Annotated in this window: 15 protein-coding genes; 4 read left to right on the top strand and 11 right to left on the bottom strand. The window is 60.3% G+C overall.

Features of this window, described 5'->3' with window-relative positions:
- The first annotated feature begins 47 nt into the window (after window positions 1-47).
- The gene (locus CKW11_RS02620) at window positions 48-1,160 is read left to right on the top strand and encodes a PilT/PilU family type 4a pilus ATPase (RefSeq protein ID WP_095136157.1); all 1,113 of its coding nucleotides are present in this window, start codon (window positions 48-50) and stop codon (window positions 1,158-1,160) included.
- A gap of 871 nt (window positions 1,161-2,031) precedes the next feature.
- Here the strand turns inward: CKW11_RS02620 and CKW11_RS02615 are convergent.
- From CKW11_RS02615 to CKW11_RS02570, 10 genes are all read right to left on the bottom strand, one after another.
- Complete coding sequence (locus tag CKW11_RS02615) at window positions 2,032-3,987, bottom strand: acetoacetate--CoA ligase (RefSeq protein ID WP_095136760.1); 1,956 nt, start codon at window positions 3,985-3,987, stop codon at window positions 2,032-2,034.
- 139 nt (window positions 3,988-4,126) lie between these two features.
- Window positions 4,127-4,900: a 3-hydroxybutyrate dehydrogenase gene (gene hbdH / locus CKW11_RS02610; RefSeq protein WP_047294787.1), complete on the bottom strand. Its 774-nt coding sequence runs from the start codon at window positions 4,898-4,900 to the stop codon at window positions 4,127-4,129.
- 7 nt (window positions 4,901-4,907) lie between these two features.
- The gene (locus CKW11_RS02605; protein ID WP_095136155.1) at window positions 4,908-6,299 is read right to left on the bottom strand and encodes a GntP family permease; all 1,392 of its coding nucleotides are present in this window, start codon (window positions 6,297-6,299) and stop codon (window positions 4,908-4,910) included.
- Between the two features lie 276 nt (window positions 6,300-6,575).
- Complete coding sequence (locus tag CKW11_RS02600; RefSeq protein ID WP_095136153.1) at window positions 6,576-7,991, bottom strand: sigma-54-dependent Fis family transcriptional regulator; 1,416 nt, start codon at window positions 7,989-7,991, stop codon at window positions 6,576-6,578.
- A gap of 140 nt (window positions 7,992-8,131) precedes the next feature.
- Window positions 8,132-9,706 (bottom strand): ABC transporter ATP-binding protein, encoded by a 1,575-nt coding sequence (locus CKW11_RS02595; protein ID WP_095136151.1) that lies wholly within the window; start codon window positions 9,704-9,706, stop codon window positions 8,132-8,134.
- Window positions 9,707-9,715: 9 nt separating this feature from the next.
- On the bottom strand, window positions 9,716-10,738 hold the full coding sequence (locus CKW11_RS02590; RefSeq protein ID WP_095136149.1) for an ABC transporter permease: 1,023 nt from the start codon (window positions 10,736-10,738) through the stop codon (window positions 9,716-9,718).
- The gene (locus tag CKW11_RS02585) at window positions 10,738-11,799 is read right to left on the bottom strand and encodes a microcin C ABC transporter permease YejB (protein ID WP_095136147.1); all 1,062 of its coding nucleotides are present in this window, start codon (window positions 11,797-11,799) and stop codon (window positions 10,738-10,740) included. Before CKW11_RS02585 ends, CKW11_RS02590 begins: the two co-directional genes overlap by 1 nt.
- Window positions 11,799-13,667 (bottom strand): extracellular solute-binding protein, encoded by a 1,869-nt coding sequence (locus CKW11_RS02580; protein ID WP_095136145.1) that lies wholly within the window; start codon window positions 13,665-13,667, stop codon window positions 11,799-11,801. Before CKW11_RS02580 ends, CKW11_RS02585 begins: the two co-directional genes overlap by 1 nt.
- Window positions 13,668-13,802: 135 nt before the next feature.
- Window positions 13,803-14,084: a peptidylprolyl isomerase gene (locus CKW11_RS02575; protein WP_007912303.1), complete on the bottom strand. Its 282-nt coding sequence runs from the start codon at window positions 14,082-14,084 to the stop codon at window positions 13,803-13,805.
- A 96-nt stretch (window positions 14,085-14,180) separates the two neighbouring features.
- Window positions 14,181-15,050 (bottom strand): triacylglycerol lipase, encoded by an 870-nt coding sequence (locus tag CKW11_RS02570; RefSeq protein WP_095136143.1) that lies wholly within the window; start codon window positions 15,048-15,050, stop codon window positions 14,181-14,183.
- Between the two features lie 337 nt (window positions 15,051-15,387).
- Here CKW11_RS02570 and CKW11_RS02565 point away from each other — a divergent pair, with 337 nt between their 5' ends.
- Window positions 15,388-16,566 (top strand): hypothetical protein, encoded by a 1,179-nt coding sequence (locus CKW11_RS02565; RefSeq protein ID WP_095136141.1) that lies wholly within the window; start codon window positions 15,388-15,390, stop codon window positions 16,564-16,566.
- 73 nt (window positions 16,567-16,639) lie between these two features.
- Here the strand turns inward: CKW11_RS02565 and CKW11_RS02560 are convergent, their stop codons facing one another.
- Window positions 16,640-17,704 carry a 3-deoxy-7-phosphoheptulonate synthase gene (locus CKW11_RS02560; RefSeq protein ID WP_095136139.1) on the bottom strand — a complete coding sequence of 355 codons (1,065 nt, stop codon included), beginning with the start codon at window positions 17,702-17,704 and terminating at the stop codon, window positions 16,640-16,642.
- Window positions 17,705-18,319: 615 nt separating this feature from the next.
- Here CKW11_RS02560 and CKW11_RS02555 point away from each other — a divergent pair.
- Both CKW11_RS02555 and CKW11_RS02550 read left to right on the top strand, forming a co-directional pair.
- On the top strand, window positions 18,320-19,081 hold the full coding sequence (locus tag CKW11_RS02555; protein ID WP_095136137.1) for a carbon-nitrogen hydrolase family protein: 762 nt from the start codon (window positions 18,320-18,322) through the stop codon (window positions 19,079-19,081).
- A complete protein-coding gene (locus tag CKW11_RS02550) occupies window positions 19,078-19,521 on the top strand; it encodes an N-acetyltransferase (protein WP_177439964.1) in 444 nt (147 codons plus the stop codon). Before CKW11_RS02555 ends, CKW11_RS02550 begins: the two co-directional genes overlap by 4 nt.
- Window positions 19,522-19,565 lie beyond the last annotated feature (44 nt).

The raw sequence follows: 19,565 nt of genomic DNA, 5'->3' as shown, positions 1-19,565 counted from the left end.
CAGCGGGTCATTTCTGTTCATTGAATGCTTCGCGGGTGCTTATTGCCATGGAAATCGATGCACTGTTGCTCCGTCTGTCGAGCCAGCACGGCTCTGACCTGTTCCTGTCCACGGGAGCGCCACCCAGTGCGCGCATCGACGGCGTGCTGACGCCGTTCAGCGAGCGGCCGTTCAAGCCCGGTGAGGTCGAAGCGATCGCCAGCTCCTTGATGGACGCTGAGCAGCGGCGCGAGTTCGATCGGGATCTGGAAATGAACCTGGCGATTTCACGTACGGGCATCGGCCGTTTTCGGGTGAACATCTTCAAGCAACGCAACGACGTGTCAATCGTGATCCGCAACGTCAAACTCGATATTCCGCGTTTCGAAGACCTTAAGCTGCCGCCGGTGTTACAGGAAACGGTAATGCTCAAACAAGGGCTGATCCTGTTCGTTGGTGCCACCGACTCCGGCAAATCCACCTCGCTGGCCGCATTGATCGATCACCGCAACCGCCACAGCAGCGGGCACATCATCACCATCGAAGACCCGGTGGAGTATATCCATCGACACCAGCGCTCGATCATCAATCAACGCGAAGTCGGCGTCGATACCCGCAGTTTCCATGCGGCGCTGAAAAACACCCTGCGCCAGGCGCCGGACGTGGTGCTGATCGGCGAAATTCGCGACCGCGAAACCATGGAGCATGCGCTGACATTCGCCGACACCGGGCACCTGGTGCTGTCGACGCTGCACGCGCACAACGCCAATCAGGCGCTGGACCGTATCGTCAATCTGTTCCCCGAAGAGCGCCGCCCGCAGTTGCTGCATGCACTGGGCAACAATCTCAAGGCGTTCGTCTCGCAACGGCTGGTGCGCACTGTGGACGGTCAGCGGCGGGCGGCGGTCGAAGTGATGCTCGGCACCCCGACCATCGCCGACCTGATCCGCCGCAACGAGTTGGGCGAACTCAAAGGCATCATGGAGAAGTCCGGCGAGGCCGGCATGCAGACGTTCGACGCGGCGCTGTACGGGCTGGTGGTGGAGGGCGTGATCAGTGAAGACGAAGCGCTCAAACATGCCGATTCGCAGAACAACCTGCGCCTGCGTTTGAAGCTGCATGCCGAGGCGGGGCCAGCGCCCGCGCCCTCATCATCAGGCGACTGGGGCCTGATGGATTAACACCTGACCCCTATGGGAGCGGGCTTGCTCGCGAAAGCGGTGTATCAGTCACATTGTTATCGACTGACAGATTGCCTTCGCGAGCAAGCCCGCTCCCACAAGGGGATGGAGTGCTAATCCGAAAGCTCCGGACTATTGCGGGGCCGCTGCCGGCGCCCCCAATATCAGGCGACTGGGGCCTGATGGATTGACACCTCACCCCTGTGGGAGCGGGCTTGCTCGCGAAGGCGGTGTATCAGTCACATTGTTATCGACTGACAGATTGCCTTCGCGAGCAAGCCCGCTCCCACAAGGGGATGGCGTGCTAATCCGAAAGCTCCGGGCTATTGCGGGGCCGCTGCCGGCGCCCCCAATATCAGGCGATTGGGGCCTGATGGATTAACACCTGACCCCTGTGGGAGCGGGCTTGCTCGCGAAAGCGGTGTATCAGTCACATTGTTATCGACTGACAGATTGCCTTCGCGAGCAAGCCCGCTCCCACTAGGGGATGGCGTGCTAATCCGAAAGCTCCGGGCTATTGCGGGGCCGCTGCCGGCGCCCCCAATATCAGGCGATTGGGGCCTGATGGATTAACACCTGACCCCTGTGGGAGCGGGCTCGCGAAGGCGGTGTATCAGTCATTTGTTATCGACTGACAGATTGCCTTCGCGAGCAAGCCCGCACCCACAAGGGGATGGCGTGCTAATCCGAAAGCTCCGGACTATTGCGGGGCCGCTGCCGGCGCCCCCCAATATCAGGCGACTGGGGCCTGATGGATTAACACCTCACCCCTGTGGGAGCGGGCTTGCTCGCGAAAGCGGTGTATCAGTCACATTGTTATCGACTGACAGATTGCCTTCGCGAGCAAGCCCGCTCCCACAAGGGATTGGGATCAGTCCGACAATTCCGGGCGATTGCGGAACTGCTCCAGCGCTTCGGGATTGGCCAACGCATCGGTATTTTTCACCGGCTCGCCATGCACCACATTGCGCACCGCGAGTTCCACCACCTTGCCGCTGATGGTGCGCGGAATATCGGTCACCGCGACGATCTTCGCCGGCACGTGGCGCGGCGTGGTGTTGGCGCGGATCACCTGGCGGATCTGCTGTTGCAGGGCGTCATCCAGCGTCACGCCATCCTGCAGACGGACAAACAGCACCACGCGCACATCGTCCTGCCATTGCTGCCCGATGGCCACGCTGTCCAGCACATGCGGGACTTTCTCGACCTGACGATAGATTTCCGCCGTGCCGATGCGCACACCGCTGGGGTTGAGCACGGCGTCGGAGCGGCCGTGGATCAGCATCCCGCCGTGGGGCAGTTGCTCGGCGTAGTCGCCCTGGGCCCAGATACCGGGGAACAGGCTGAAATAGGATTTGCGCAGCTTTTCTCCGTCAGGGTCGTGCCACAGACCGACGGGCATTGCCGGGAAGTGCCGGATGCACACCAATTCACCTTTTTCGCCGATCACTGCAACGCCGGCGTCGTTCCACACTTCAACGGCCATGCCCAGGCTCTTGCCCATGATTTCGCCCCGGCGCACCGCCGACAGCGGGTTGCCGTTGACGAAGCACGACACCACATCGGTGCCGCCGGACATCGACGCCAGGCACACATCGCGCTTGAAGTCGCGGTAGACGTAGTCATAGCTCTGTGGCGACAGCGCCGAGCCGGTGCAGAGCAAGGTCTTCAGGCTAGCCAGATCATGGCTTTGCGCAGGCTTGATGCCGCTGCTTTCCAGTGTTGCGAGGAACTTGGGGCTGGTGCCGAACACGCTGATGCGCTCATCGTCGATCAGATCGAGCAAGCGCTGGTTATCCGGGTGAAACGGCGAGCCGTCATACAGCACCACCGCGCTGCCGACGGCGAGGGCCGAAACCAGCCAGTTCCACATCATCCAGCCGCAAGTGGTGTAGTAGAACAACCGGTCGCCGGGGCCGAGATCGACGTGCAGGCCATGCTCCTTGGCATGCTGCAGCAGCACGCCGCCGGTGCTGTGCACGATGCATTTCGGCACGCCGGTGGTGCCGCTGGAATACAACACGTACAACGGGTGATTGAACGGCACCGGGACAAAGCGCGGCTCGCCGCCGGGTTGGTAGAAATCGTCCCACAACGTCACGTTGGCGTGGGTTCGGTAATCCTCGGTACGGGCCTGCGCACGAGCGTAGGGCACGATGATCAACTGCTGCAGCGATGGCAGTTGTGCGAGGATTTCGTTGACCTTGGTGGTCTGGTCGATGTCTTTACCGGCGTAACGGTAGCCGGCGCAGGTGATCAACACTTTGGGTTCGATCTGGCCGAAACGGTCGATCACACCGTGGGTGCCGAAGTCCGGCGAGGAGCACGACCAGATCGCGCCGAGGCTGGTGGTCGCAAGCATCGCCACCAGGGTCTGCCAGGAGTTGGGCATGCACGCGGCCACCCGGTCGCCGAGGCCGATTCCGCAGGCCATCAGGCTGGCCTGAAAACCGGCGACGTGTTCGGCCAGTTCGGCCCAGGTCAGCTGTTCGCGCTGACCGTTTTCCGCAACGGCGATCACTGCAACGGCATCGTCACGACGGCGCAGCAGGTGTTCGGCAAAGTTCAGGGTCGCGCCGGGAAACCATTCGGCACTGGGCATTTGCGCGCCTTCACGCAGGACGGCGTCGGGCTGGGTGTGAAAGCGGATGTCGAAGCAGTCGACGATCGCCTGCCAGAACGCTTCGCGCTGATCCACGCTCCAGCGGTGCAGGTCGGTGTAGCTGCTCAGCGCCAGGCCATGACGCTGATTGATATCGCGGCGGAACTGATCCATGCGCGATTGGGCGATACGCTTGGCATCGGGTTGCCAGAGGAGGTTGGACATTGGTTTGCCTTTTGTTTTGTTGTTCATGACACATCACTTGTAGGAGTGAGCCTGCTCGCGATAGCGGAATTACACTCAACATTGATGTTGGCTGATACACCGCTATCGCGAGCAGGCTCGCTCCTACAGGGGCGCAGCATTACTGCGCCAACCAGCCCCCATCAATATTCCACGCCGCTCCGCGCACCTGGCTGCCAGCCTCGCTGCACAGAAACAACACCAATTCCCCCAGATGCTGCGGCGTGACGAACTCCAGCGAAGGTTGCTTCTCCGCCAGCAAATCATGCTGCGCCTGCTGCGGATCGACGCCTTTGGCGGCACGATCATCGATCTGTTTCTGCACCAGCGGCGTCAGCACCCAGCCCGGGCAGATCGCGTTGCAGGTGACGTTACTGGTAGCCGTTTCCAGCCCGACCACTTTGGTCAAACCGATCACTCCATGCTTGGCTGCAACATACGCAGCCTTGCCAGTCGATCCCACCTGACCATGCACCGAGGCAATGTTGACGATTCGCCCCCAGCCCTTGGCGCGCATCCCCGGCAGGCTCAGGCGCGTACTGTGAAACACCGATGACAGATTGATCGCGATAATCGAGTCCCAGCGTTCCACCGGAAACTCCTCCACGGCCGCCACGTGCTGAATCCCGGCGTTGTTGACCAGAATATCGACGCCGCCGAATTCACGCTCGGCGTAAGCAATCATGTCGGCAATCTGCGCCGGGTCGCTGACGTCCGCCGGATGATGACCGACCTTGCCGCCGAACTGGCCGACTTCGGCGATCACGCTCGACGCATCCCCGAAACCATTGAGAATCAGGTTGGCGCCGGCCTTGGCCAGGCTCAGCGCGATGCCCAGACCGATGCCGCTGGTGGAACCGGTAACCAGTGCGGTCTTGCCCGAAAGAGTCGTCATGAATACCTCACACAATGCCAGTGGCGTAGAAAGTGCCGATCACTACGAAGACCGCCAGGGTCTTGATCAGCGTAATACAGAAAATGTCTTTATAGGCTTCGCGGTGGGTCAGACCGGTGACTGCCAGCAGGGTGATCACCGCGCCGTTGTGCGGCAGCGTGTCCATGCCGCCGCTGGCCATCGCAGCCACGCGGTGCAGCACTTCCAGCGGAATGTTCGCGGCGTTTGCCGCCGCAATGAACTGCTCGGACATCGCCGCCAGCGCAATGCTCATGCCGCCCGACGCCGAACCGGTGATACCCGCGAGCAGGGTCACGGTGATCGCTTCGTTGACCAGCGGATTGGGGATTTGCTTGAGCCAGTCGGCCAGTACCAGAAAGCCCGGTAACGAAGCGATTACCGCACCGAAACCATATTCCGAGGCGGTGTTCATCGCCGCCAGCAGTGCGCCGCTGACCGCGCTTTTGCTGCCTTCGGCGAGTTTGCTGCGAATCGCCTTGAAGCCGAACACCAGCACCATCAGGATGCCGATCAGCAATGCCGCCTGCACCGCCCAGATCGCCGTGAGCTTGGCGATTTCCGTGGTCACCGGCGTGGCCATCCCCGGCAGCGCCAGGCTGTGGGTCTTGCCGTACCACTGCGGAATCCACTGGGTGAACAGCAGGTTCATGATGCCCACCGCCAGTAGCGGCGACAGGGCGATCCATGGGTTCGGCAGTTTCAGGTCTTCGGCGGTTTCCGGCTCGTTACGCAGCTCGGTGCCATAACCTTCGCCAGCACGCTGGGCCTTGTTGCGTTGGCGCTGCAGGAACAGCATGCCGGCGCAGAACACGAAAATCGTGCCGATCACCCCCAGCCACGGCGCGGCCCACGCGGTGGTGTTGAAGAAGGTGCTGGGGATGATGTTTTGAATCTGCGGCGTACCGGGCAGGGCGTCCATGGTGAACGAGAATGCGCCGAGGGCGATGGTCGCCGGGATCAGGCGCTTGGGGATATTGCTCTGGCGGAACATTTCGGCGGCAAACGGATACACCGCAAACACAACCACGAACAACGACACGCCGCCGTAAGTGAGGAGGGCGCAGACCAGCACAATCACCAGCATCGCCTGACGGGTGCCGAGCAAGCGAATCGCTGCGGCCACGATCGAACGGGAGAACCCTGATAATTCGATCAACTTGCCGAACACGGCGCCGAGCAGGAACACCGGAAAATACAGTTTGATGAAACCGACCATTTTCTCCATGAACACCCCGGTGAAGGCAGGCGCGACGGCGGAAGGGTCAGTGAGCAGGACAGCGCCGAGGGCGGCAATCGGGGCGAAGAGGATGACGCTGTAGCCACGGTAGGCGGCAAGCATCAGCAGCGCGAGGGCTGCCAAGGCGATGATCACACTCATGGAGTGTCTCCAGGGATTGTTATTTTTGTGGGTGAAGCGGGTGCAGTAGAGGTGTTAGCGAGATCTGTGCCAGATACTCAAATCATTGAAATATAAGGGTTTTATTGGTTTAAGCGTGTTGAAAGCTGAAGGGCAGTCTCTCTTTGGAGATTTTTGTCGAGAGGCTGACGCGTTCGCGAGCAAGCCCGCTCCCACATTTGTAATGCGTATCCCCTGTGGGAGCGGGCTTGCTCGCGAAGCTTTTGCTGTTGTCTTTTATTGGAGACTTGGGTCTCTTTATTGAGACTCGGCGATACCCAAGGCCAGCATCTTCTTGTACAACGTCGAGCGCCCCAACCCCAGCCGAGCCGCCGCCTCCGGCACTTTGCCCGCACATTGCGCGAGGGCAGACTGGATCAGCTGCCGGTCAAACCGCTGCCGCGCCTCGGCAAAGGTTTCTTCCGCCAACGGGGCGAGCGTGGTTGCAGACGGGCGTTCAACCGGTGTGAAGGTGCCGATTGCAGCGCGAATATCCTCTTCGGTGAGGATCAGGTCGTCGCTGAGCAGCGCTGCGCGCTCCAGCACGTTGCGCAATTCGCGGATGTTGCCCGGCCACGCATGTTGTCCGAGCAGGTCCAGCGCTGCGCGACTCAGCTCATGCTGACTGCGCAGTTCTTCAAGAATCGCCTCGCTGAGCGCCGGCAGATCGTCGAGACGTTCGCGCAGCGGCGGAACCTGAATCGGCAGCACGTTGAGACGGTAATACAGGTCGGCGCGGAACTCACCGCGCTTGATCGCGGCTTGCAGATCGGTCGAAGTCGCGGCGATCACTCGCACATCACTCTGGATCACGTCGTTGGAGCCAACCGGCTCGAACTCTTTTTCCTGCAGCACCCGCAGCAGTTTGCTTTGCAGCGGCAACGGCATGTCGCCGATCTCATCGAGAAACAGCGTCCCACCCTGAGCAATCTGCAACTTGCCGGTACGACCCTTGCGGTCGGCGCCGGTAAACGCACCGGGCGCGGTGCCGAAGAATTCGGCTTCGAGCAACGCCTCCGGGATTGCCGCGCTGTTGATGCTGACGAAGGCTTTGTGCGCCCGGGGCGAAGCGCTGTGAATCGCCTGAGCCAGCAACTCCTTGCCGGTGCCGGTTTCGCCGAGCAGCAACACCGGGGATTCGGCGCTGGCACTGCGCCGGGCGCGGCGTTTGACCTCGAGGCTGGCGCTGCTGGTACCGATGAAATGGGCAAAGTTGTATTTGGTCTGCCGGGCCCGCAGCAGCGAGCGGGTCGAGGCCAGTTCTTCCTGCATGCTCAGGTAGCGCTTGAGCATCGGCGACAGGCTGCGCAATTCATCAAACAGAGCAAAACCAATGGCGCCGATCACCGCCCCGGCGTTGTCGTGGATCGGCAGGCGCATCACCACCAGCGGCTCTTTCGGCGTGTCCTGCATGTCCAGCAGGATCGGCCGGCCGGTGCGCACCACTTCACGCAACAAGCTGCCGGGGATCACGCTTTCGCAGGGTTGGCCGATGGCTTTTTTCGCTGACTCAAGACCGAAACGCCGGGCGTAACGCTCGTTCATCCAGACGATGTTGGCATCACGATCGACAATCACCGTGCCTTCGCTGGACTGCTCGATGATCTCGAACAGCGAGCGGATTGCCAGCGAGCGCACGCGTTGGTAGTCCTTGAGGCTTTCGGTGGTGTTCATCTGACAGATCCTGAATATCTTTCGGCTTTGGCGACGCCATCGCGAGCAGGCTCACTCCTACAATGGAACGCATTTCAAATGTAGGAGTGAGCCTGCTCGCGATAGATGCTACTCGGTATCAAGGCAAGCGCCGATTATGCCTACCCCGGATGCGCCGCTGCCAACAGCTCTTTGGTGTAAGGATGCTGCGGCGAGTCGAACACCTCGTGGCTGGCGCCGCGTTCCACCACTTTGCCGTCCTTGATCACGATCATGTCATGTGCCAGCGCTCGCACCACCGCCAGGTCGTGGCTGATGAACAGGTAGGTCAGGCCATGTTTTTCCTGAAGGTCGCGGAGCAGGGCGACCACTTGCTTCTGCACGGTACGGTCGAGGGCCGACGTCGGCTCGTCGAGCAGGATCAGCGCCGGTTTCAGCACCAGTGCCCGGGCGATGGCGATGCGCTGGCGCTGACCGCCGGAAAACTCGTGCGGGTAGCGATGACGGCTTTGCGGGTCGAGACCGACTTCCTTGAGTACGCGGATCACCTGTGCGTCGCATTCATCGGCGTTGGACTGACAGTGCACCTCCAGTCCTTCGCTGATGATCTGCGCCACCGACATCCGTGGACTGAGGCTGCCGAACGGGTCCTGAAACACCACCTGCATCTGCCGACGCCATGGCCGCAACTGCTTCTGATCGAGGCCATCAAGGGCGGTGCCCTGGAAACGGATACTGCCCTCGGAATCGAGCAACCGCAGAATCGCCTGGCCCAGGGTCGACTTGCCCGAACCGGACTCACCGACAATGCCCAGGGTTTTGCCGCGCTGGATATTCAGGCTGATGCCGTCCACCGCGCGCAAATATTGTTTGCGCTGGAACAGCCCGCCGCCGACGACGAACTCGACCCGCAGATCATCCACCTCCAGCACGTTCTCGCGTTCGTCCCGGGGCAGGGCTTCGCCTTCCGGCTCGGCGTTGAGCAGCACGCAGCTGTAAGGGTGTTTCGGTTCGGTAAACAGCGTTTCGCACGGGGCTTGCTCGACGATTTCGCCAGCCTTCATCACGCACACCCGTTGCGCAATGCTGCGCACCAGATTGAGGTCATGACTGATCAGCAGCAGCGACATGCCCAGGCGTTGTTGCAAGGATTTGAGCAGCAGCAGGATCTTGCGCTGCACCGTCACATCCAGCGCGGTGGTCGGCTCGTCGGCGATCAGCAGTTCCGGCTCGCAAGCCAGCGCCATGGCAATCATCACCCGTTGCCGCTGGCCGCCGGACAGTTGATGCGGATAGGCCTTTAGGCGCTCTTTGGCCTTCTGAATGCCCACCAGTTCCAGCAATTCAAGAATGCGCTGCTGCGCCGCTTTACCGCCCAGGCCGCGATGCACCAGCAGGGTCTCGCCGATCTGCTTTTCGATGGTGTGCAGTGGATTGAGCGAGGTCATCGGTTCCTGGAAGATCATCGCGATCCGGTTGCCGCGCAGTTCACGCAGCACCTTCGGATCGGCTCCGAGCAGTTCCTGACCGCGATAACGAATGCTGCCGCTGGTTTGCGCATCGCCTTCGGGGAGCAATTGCAGAATCGAATGCGCGGTCACCGATTTGCCCGAGCCCGACTCGCCGACCAGCGCCAGGCACTCGCCGGGGCGGATGTCCAGGCACAGGTTGCGCACCGCCGGCTGGCCATGGAAGGCGACGTTCAGGTCACGGATTTCGATCAGGTTATCAGTCATGGTCACACTTCAGGATCGCGGGTCGAACGCGTCACGTAACGCTTCGCCGATGAACACCAGTAAGGAAAGAATCAGCGCCAGGGTGAAGAACGCCGTCAGCCCGAGCCACGGCGCTTGCAGGTTCTGCTTGCCCTGGCCGATCAGTTCGCCCAGCGAGGCACTGCCGGCGGGCATGCCGAAACCGAGGAAGTCGAGAGCGGTGAGGGTGGAAATCGCGCCGGTGAGAATGAACGGCAGGTAACTCAGTGTCGCGTTCATCGCATTCGGCAGGATGTGCCGGAAAATCACCTTGCGGTCGCTCAGGCCCAAAGCGCGCGCCGCTTTGACGTATTCCAGATTACGCCCGCGCAGGAACTCGGCGCGCACCACATCCACCAGTGCCAGCCATGAAAACAGCGCCATGATCCCCAGCAGCCACCAGAAATTCGGCTCGACAAAGCCGGACAAAATGATCAGCAGGTACAGCACCGGCAATCCGCTCCAGACCTCCAGCAAACGCTGCCCGAGCAGATCGACCCAACCGCCGTAATAGCCTTGCAGGGCGCCGGCAGCAATGCCGATCAGCGCGCTGACGGCGGTCAGCATCAGGGCAAACAGGATCGATACCCGGGCACCGAAAATCACCCGCGCCAACACATCACGCGCCTGATCGTCGGTGCCGAGCCAGTTGACCTTTGAGGGCGGGCTCGGCGCAGGTTGATTGAGGTCGTAGTTGGGCGTGTCATCGCTGAACGGGATCGGCGGGAACAGCAGCCAGCCACCGTCCTTGTGGATCAGGTTCTGCACATAGTCACTGCGGTAATCGGCCTGGAACGGCAGTTGCCCGCCAAACTCCTGCTCGGTGTGGCGCTTGAAGACCGGGAAGTAGAGCTGGTTCTGGTAGCTGACCACCAGCGGTTTGTCATTGGCGATCAGTTCACCGCCCAGCGTCACCACGAACAGGCCGATGAACAGCCACAACGACCACCAGCCACGGCGGTTTTTCTTGAATCGCGCAAAACGGCGACGGCCCAGAGGCGAGAGCTTGAACATCAGGCGTTCCTCGCGGTGAAGTCGATACGCGGATCGACCAGGGTGTAGCACAAGTCGCCGATCAGTTTTATCAAGAGGCCGAACAGGGTGAAGATGAACAGCGAGCCGAACACCACCGGATAGTCCCGGGAAACCGCCGCTTCGTAGCTCATGCGGCCGAGACCGTCGAGGGAGAAGATCACTTCGATCAGCAGCGAACCGGCAAAGAACACACTGATGAACGCCTGCGGAATCCCCGAGACCACCAGCAGCATCGCGTTACGGAACACGTGACCGTAAAGCACGCGTCGTTCGCTCAGGCCTTTGGCGCGGGCGGTGACCACGTACTGGCGGGTGATTTCATTGAGGAACGAGTTCTTGGTGAGAATCGTCAGCGTGGCGAAGCCGCCAATCACCAGCGCCGTCACCGGCAACACCAGATGCCAGAAGTAATCGGCGATCTTGCCAAGGGTCGACAGCGATTCGAAGTTGTCCGAGACCAGTCCGCGCACCGGAAACCAGTTCAATGACGTGCCACCGGCAAACACCACGATCAGAAACATCGCAAACAGAAACGCCGGCATCGCGTAGCCGATAATGATCGCGGTGCTGCTCCAGATATCGAAATGGCTGCCGTGATGCACCGCTTTGCGGATGCCCAGCGGGATCGACACCAGATAGGTGATCAGCGTCGCCCACAGGCCGAGGGAAATGGTCACCGGCATTTTTTCCAGAATCAGATCGGTGACTGTCGCGCCGCGGAAAAAGCTCTTGCCGAAGTCCAGCTGCGCGTAGTTCTTGAGCATCAGCCACAGACGCTCATGCGCCGGTTTGTCAAAACCGTACTGCTTTTCGATGTCCTTGATCAGTTGCGGATCGAGGCCACGGCTGGCGCGCGAGGTATTGCTCATGGTCTCGCTGGAACTGCCGCCGACACTCGCACCGCCGATCCCTTGCAGATGGGCGATGGCCTGTTCGACCGGGCCACCGGGTGCCGCCTGAATGATCACGAAATTGACCAGCAGGATGATCACCAGCGTCGGAATGATCAGCAGCAGGCGCCGCAGAATGTATGCCCACATCAGTGCGGTCCTCCGGGTCTGCCACGCCCGATTTTCTCGGCGGTCATCTGCTGGTTGGTCAACGGCGTGCTGCTGATTTCCCACCAGCTCTCGATGGCTTCGTCATTGCTGGCCTGGATCGCCGGCATGCCGAAACGGTTCCACCAGACGGTGGAGGTGCCCGGCGGGTAATAGTTGGGAATCCAGTAGTAGTTCCATTGCAACACCCGATCCAGCGCATGGGCATAGTGCAGCATGTCACTCTGGGTCGAGGCGCGGATCAGGCCGTTGATCAGGGTGTCGACCGCCGGATTTTTCAGCACCATGTAGTTGTTGGCGCCGGGGTCGTTGGCCGATATCGAGCCGAAGTAGTTGAGCAGCTCGCCACCCGGAGACGTGCTGACCGGGTAGCCGGTGACGATCATGTCGTAGTCGCGGCTCATCAGGCGATTGACGTATTGCGAGGAGTCGATGCGGCGGATATTCAGCTCGATGCCGATCTGTTTCAGCGTGCGCTTGTAAGGCAGGAGCAGGCGGTCCATGCCGTTCTGGCTGACCAGAAAGGTGAAACTCAGCGGCTCGCCCTCGGCATTGACCAGTTGGTCGCCCTCGGGTTTCCAGCCGGCCTGTTCGAGCAGTTCCAGGGCTTGCAGCTGTTTATCGCGGATCAGCCCGCTGCCATCGGTTTTCGGTGCCTCGAAGACCTGGGTGAAGACCTCGTCGGGAACCTGCCCGCGCAATGGCTCAAGGATTTTCAGCTCTGCGGCATCCGGCAGCTCGCGAGCTGCCAGTGCGGTATTGGAGAAATAGCTCTGCTGGCGGATGTACATGTTGCGCATCATCTGCCGGTTGCTCCACTCGAAATCCCAGAGCATCGCCAGCGCCTGACGCACCCGACGATCCTGAAACATCGGTTTTTGCAGGTTGAATACGAAGCCCTGCGCAGATTGCGGGGCTTCGGTGGCCAGGTGGGCCTTCTGCAAACGACCGTCACTCAGCGCAGGGCTGTCGTAACCGATCGAATAGCCAGTGGCGGAAAACTCGCGGTTGTAGTCATAGGCACCGCCGCGCAGTACTTGGCGTGCGACATCGGTGTCGCCGAAATACTCGATGCTGAAGTGATCGAAGTTGTACAGGCCGCGACTGACCGGCAGATCCTTGCCCCACCAGTCGGGGTTGCGCTCAAAAGTGATGCTGCGCCCGGAATCAACCTTGCCGACCCGATACGGGCCGCTGCCCAGTGGCGGTTCATAGCCACCGCCGCCGGCGAAGTCGCGGGTTTTCCACCAGTGCTCGGGGAATACCGGCAGGGTGGCGATGTCCAGCGGCAAAGTGCGGTTCTCGTTGCTCTTGAAATCGAAACGCACGGTCAGCGGCGCTTCCACTTCAACACCTTTGACGTCGGCGAACTGCGTGCGATAGCGCAGGCTGCCCTGGGTCATCAACAGGTCATAGGTGTAGCGCACGTCTTGCGCAGTGATCGGCTTGCCGTCAGCGAAACGTGCCTTGGGATCGATGAAGAAGCGCAGCGACAGGCCATCCTCCGAGCGCTCCATCTTCTGCGCCACCAGGCCGTAGACGGTGTAAGGCTCGTCCATCGAACGCTGGGCCAGCGGCGAATAGAGCATGCCGTCAATCTGGGTGACACCGATGCCTTTGTCTATATAAGGCAGGATATGATCGAAATGCCCGATCTCTATCGCCGAGCGGCGCATGGTGCCGCCCTTGGGCGCCTGCGGATTGGTGTAGTCGAAGTGGCTGAAGCCGGCCGGGTATTTGGCAGGTTCGCCATAGACGGTCAACGCGTGTTGCGGGGTAGCGTCCACACCAGCGGCGCCCAACAGCAGGGCCACGGCAGTGAACAGCAAAGTCGGGAAAGCCAGTCGCATTGTCAGCCTTAAAGCCGGGTGATCGATAAGCGCAATTTGTACGCGAGCGGCGCGGCAGTCGCCAGCCGTATCCTGTAACCAAAACACAACGGCCCACCAAAAGGCGGGCCGTTGCACAGCAGACCGGACGCGGAATCAGTCCTGACGGCTGGTGACTTCGAGCAGGTGATAACCGAACTGGGTCTTCACCGGGCCTTGCACGACGTTGATCGGCGCGCTGAAGACCACGGTGTCGAATTCCTTGACCATCTGGCCAGGACCGAAAGAACCCAGATCGCCGCCCTGACGGCTGGACGGGCAGGTGGAGTTGGCCTTGGCGACTTCGGCGAAATCAGCACCGCCTTCGATCTGGGCCTTGAGTTCGTTGCACTTGTCTTCGCTGGAAACCAGGATGTGGCGGGCAGTGGCTTTAGCCATGGGGAAACTCTCCAATCTATTTCAGTAAAGTGCGGAGCCTACCGGATTCAGTAAGCGATTTCTCGGCAAAGTTCCACTCGGTGCGTTGATGTACATCTATAGGTGCGCGGCCTTCAGGCGTACCGCGTGTTCGACGTAGAGGTCGACAGGATCCGCGCCGGGTATTCGCAACCCGCCCGGACGGCGCAAGCTGCCAAGGTGATTGAAAGGGTAGTCGGCGCGGATGACCCGCCCCAGATGAGAACTGTAGCGACCCACGAAGCCATCGTTCTGTCCGGCCTCCTTGACGAAATGGCTGGATAATGCGTGGCAGACGGAATGCACTGGGTCCAGAGCCTGCAACAAATTGTCCTGCAGCGTGCCGCTCCAGGAATAGTAGTGAACGTCATTGACCCGTTCCGCCCCCTGGCCGCCCCAGGTAGAAGGCAGGCCTTGAGGGTACTTTTTGTTGAATTGCGCAACGCCCGCAGTCGTCAGGGCATTGAGTGCGGCGACGGCGTTCTGCGGCATGCCGGGTTGACCGCTGAGCAACGAGAGGAATCGAGCAAACTGTGTCGCAGCGTGCTCCGCCACCTGCTCCGGCAGGCCTCCTGGAATCAGCGCCAGGCGTAAGGTGTCAGCCAGTTCCGAGCCGTGATTGGGGCCGCTGACCGACGTGACCGAGGCGACTTTCTCCGGCGCGAGCGCAGCGGCATAACGGCATGCCAGCGCGCCCTGACTATGTCCGATCAGATTGACTTTACCGGCGCCGGTGCCGCGCAGAACGCGTTCGACCTGGAACATCAATTGCTGGCCGCGAACTTCGTTGTCATGGGTTGCGGACAGCTGCGGCACAAAGACTTGCCCGCCTGCTTCCCTCAGCGCTTGCTTGACATCATGAAAAAGCTCGAAATGGCCGATACGGTCAAACCCGAACAGGCCATGGACCAAAAGGATGGGGTAGCGGGTTGTCGCATTCCGTTGCATGTTCCTGCCTCTTTTGCAGATGCTTGTCAGTGGTTGGTGCGTGCCACTGTAAAACAGGCCTGCGGGTCGGCGATGTCTGAAAAATCCTCTGTACTGAAAGGAAATTGGACTAAAAGCGGTACGAATTTTCGCTTCTGCTTGAGAGGGTAGTCGGAACATTTGGCAATCTTTTGCCCGTTATCGCTGGATTCTGCTTCGTAAGCCTACGTTATGCGGTGTATTTACCCTGCCAATGGAAGGCGTTGTGCTGACTTCCGCCAATCGCTGGATGGTGTTCAATGGATTTCGTTCGACGCGGCCTTCACGGCGGCGTTTTATCCAAGGAATGGAGCTACGAATGTCTATATACGAAGCCAATGGCGATTCTTCTGTGGCATCAGCGTCAAATATGTCCCCTGTAGCGGATGACTCTGATGAGCGCGGTCTTCTGAGTTTGAAGGTGGACGGCAAGCACTTCGAATTCTGCTATCGACCTGGGTCTGCAGCGGCACCCTCTCCAGACTCGTGGCTGCCTGCACCGATGCTCGAGGTTATGGAGGGCGGAATGCTTGATCCTTCACTCGACAACGCATTCGTCAGGGTTGCGCCTTACCCGAACATGTTGTGCGGCGACAAACTTGTGCTGAGCTGGCAAGGACTGGATGACGAAGGATTGCCCTATATTCACGAAACCACACGTGCGGTCAGTGAAAGGCAGGTGGATCAGGAACTCGTCTTTGTCGTAAAGGGTTCGCATATCGCAGCGTTGGAGCGCGGCTCGCTGGAGGTTTACTGGACGCTGTACAGCGTCGCGCAGCCGAAGCCGGTGTCGTCCAGTCGTTTGCAGCTGAATGTGGGTGATCCGGAACCCGATCTGCTGGCCCCGATTCTTGAAGAGACGGTGGGTGGGACGCTCGATCCAGCCCGTGTTCCGCAAGGCACTAGCGTTATCGTACGACCTTATGCCCGGATGGCTGTCGGGGACCGGATCATCCTGTCCTGGCATGGTGTCGAAGGGCTGCCGGTGATCAACGATGTGTTGCTCGTGGAGCAGTTTGCGGTCGGCGAAGCGCTGTCCTTCTGGATACCCGCAGATTGCATCGCCCCTCATCGTATGCAGGAGGTAAGCGTCAGCTACCGGGTGGAATCAGGGGCGGCGCAGGTGAGGAACTCTGCAATCTCGCGAATTCTGATCGCGCCATTGATGCGAGGCGAGCTCGCAGCTCCGCAGGTACTGGAAGCGCAAGATGGCGAACTGGAGGTAGTAGATGCTGAGGATGGCATCACCGTGGTGATCGGCAATGCCCAGGCCGAGGAGGGGGAGCTGGTTTACTTGAAATGCGATGGTGAGTATTTCAGTCACCGCGATGATCGGGACATCACCCGGGAAACCGCAGGCCAGCCCTTGGTATTCATCGTGCCCTACCGTTTCTGGCGAGAACACCGGGAAACTGTGGTGCAGGTGTCGTATTCAGTGGAGCGGCTGGATGATGTCAGCCAGGCTTCCGAGACAACCCGCATCCGGGTGCGGGCATAACCCGGTGGTGAAGTCTGAACGATGAATCAGCCTTTGCGGGATTTTGATAAGCCCGCAAAGACTGCTCGGATCATCAGGCTCGAAGACGCTCGGCAGCGCTTGACAGCAACTGTTCCGTCGCACTGAACCCAAGGCAACCATCGGTAACCGACACGCCGTAACGCAGTGTGGGGCTTAACGGCTGGCAGCCTTCGAACAGGTGGGATTCAATCATCATCCCGATCAAGGAGCGATCGCCCATCAGGCGTTGTTCGAGAACTGCGTTGAACACGTCGGGCTGGCGTAATGGGTCCTTACCGCTGTTGGCGTGGCTGCAGTCGACCATGATCCGGCTCGGAATCTTCAGTCGGCTCAGGTCGGCATGTACCCGGGCGACGCTTTCGCGATCGTAGTTCGGACCGTGATGACCGCCGCGCAGCACTATATGAGTGTCGGGGTTGCCCGGGGTCTGGATGATCGCCGGGTGTCCTTGGCTGTCGACGCCGAAGTGTCGGTGCGGATGTGCTGCTGAGCGCATGGCGTCGACGGCTACACTCACGCCACCGTCGGTGCCGTTCTTGAAACCGACGGGCATGTTCAGGCCGCTGGCCATTTCCCGGTGGATCTGCGATTCGGTGGTGCGTGCGCCGATGGCAACCCAGCTGAGCAGGTCGTCGAAGTAGCCGGCGGCCATCGGCTGTAGCAGTTCGGTGGCGATGGGCAGGCCCAGACGGATCATCTCGATCATCAATTCGCGAGACAGGGTCAGGCCGGCAGCCATGTCATCGCTACCGTCCAGGTGCGGGTCGTAGGCCAGACCTTTCCAGCCAACGGTGGTGCGGGGCTTTTCGACGTAAGCGCGCATTACCAGCAGCATCTCGTCGCTGACTTCATGGGCCAGGCGGGAAAGTTTTTCGGCGTATTCGAGTGCGGAGCGCGGGTCATGAATCGAACAAGGGCCGACGACGATCAGCAGTCGATGGTCTTCGCCATCGAGAATCGCGCGGACCGCCTGGCGGTGGGCTGCGACTTGCTGGGCGAGGGCATTGCTCAGGGGCAATTGCTGTTTGAGCTGCAACGCGCTGGGCAGACGCAGGGTCAGTGCTTCGTTGGCAGAATCAAGGGTGGTCAGTGGCAGAGCAGAAACAGACGAGTTCATATTCGGGATTCCTGGGCTGGCGGCGGGTGCTTCCCGCTCACTCGGCCCTACTGGGGTGTTCGACAATTGGCCGTATTGGCTGCGTGTTTGTGCTTGCCACCTGTGGGTGACCGATCGGAGGCGGCAGGCTGTCCCGAGCGGAGGCTGCTAAATCGCCAGGCGGTAAAAGTGTCGTAACGGTAATAAGTGGCGTAGTTCATGGGGTAATCCTCAAAGTGTCTGGTGTGTTGCTGAAAAAGTTGGGGCCTGAAAAAACGAAACCCCCGGTCGGGAGGCCGACCGGGGGTTGAGAATTCTCTGGTAGGCGACCCGTTTTCATGGGCGCCGGTGGGTATCAGGCGCGCCAGTGGCTAAACCAATACCCAAAATAAAAGCTGGCAGGAGCACAAACGTCATTCACCCGGGCAGCCGCAACCGAGCGCAGGGCGCTGGCGGAACGAAGCTGTGAGAGGGCGTTGAACATGGTCTGTCTCCAATGAATGCGCCGAGCTTACTAGAGGCCCGTACGCCTGAGCAATCAGAAATTGCTATGGCCCATTCAAGAGGTTACCTATCGCTTGAGTGCCAGGGACGTTGTGACACACTGCGTGTTTGGCACAATCCCAAGGATGAATAATGTCGAGATTCACCATCGCTGCAGCCCAATCCTTTTCCGTTGCCGGTGATCTGGCGGCGAACATCGCCCGTCATTTGCGCTTCATGGCCGAGGCGGCGGAGCAGGGCGTCGAGCTGCTGGTGTTCCCGGAGCTGTCGCTGACAGGCTACGAAGGCCAAGTGGCGGCAGACCTGGCAATCGATCCGCAGGATGCGGTGCTGCAACCCTTGCGCGATTGCGCTCGCGAGCTGGGCGTCACCGCTGTCGTCGGCATGCCGATTCGCGATAAGGATCGTTCGAAGGTATTGATCGGCGCGCTGACATTAGGCGGGAATGGTTCTCTTGAGGTTTACAGCAAACAACATTTGCACAGTGGCGAAGAACGCTTCTATGCCCCTGGGGTTGGTGGTTCGACTCTACGTATAGGCAGACAGACCGTCGCGCTGGCGGTCTGCGCTGATTTTTCTCATGCCAGCCACGCGGCAGCGGCTGCTGGTGCGGGCGCCGACCTGTACGCAGCGGGCGTTCTGATCGGTGAAAAAGGCTACGGCGTGGATAGCGCGCTGCTGCAGGGTTATGCCCAAAAACACGCGATGGCAGTGCTGATGGCCAATCACGCCGGGCTCACGGGTGGATGGCAATCGGCGGGTCGCAGTGCTGTCTGGTCTGAAAGCGGTACGTTGGTGGTGGCGGCACAAGGACCGGGTGAAGTGTTGGTTATTGCCCGGCGTGATGCCGGCGCATGGCAGGGACGGGTAGTACCCGTGGCGGTGGGCCGGTGACATGGGCATTGCGTCGTGCCGAATCGGCAGATCGGGCGTTCGCCCGAGAGCTGACGTGCCAGAACATGCTGCGCTATTACATTGACCACGATCTGCTGTGGCAGGACGAAGCGTTCGACGTTGCTTGGGATGGCCGGGACAGCTGGCTGATCCTTCTTGGTGAAGCTTCTGTCGGATTTTTCAGTCTCAGTCATGATCGCCGGGCCTTGTACATCCGCGAGCTGCAAATAGCCGAGGCCTTTCGCAGGCAGGGCGCAGGATCCTGGGCGATTGATCAGGTTGTCGCCCTGGCTCACAGCGAAAAACTCCCGGCACTGCGTTTGACAGTATTCAAAAATAATCCGGCACAAAGCCTGTATAAGAGAAAAGGCTTCAAGGAGTGCGGTGAGGACGAGTGTTTCCTGAGGATGCAGCTCGATTTCAGTACACCTGTGCTCTGAAACCCACGGCCGGCAAGCCTTCGATGATGAATTGAAACTTTTTA

This window comes from Pseudomonas sp. Irchel s3a10, from assembly GCF_900187525.1.
GTDB lineage: Bacteria > Pseudomonadota > Gammaproteobacteria > Pseudomonadales > Pseudomonadaceae > Aquipseudomonas > Aquipseudomonas koreensis_G.
The sequence above is the reverse complement of the archived record's forward strand: the minus strand, read 5'-3'. Positions and strand labels throughout refer to the sequence as shown.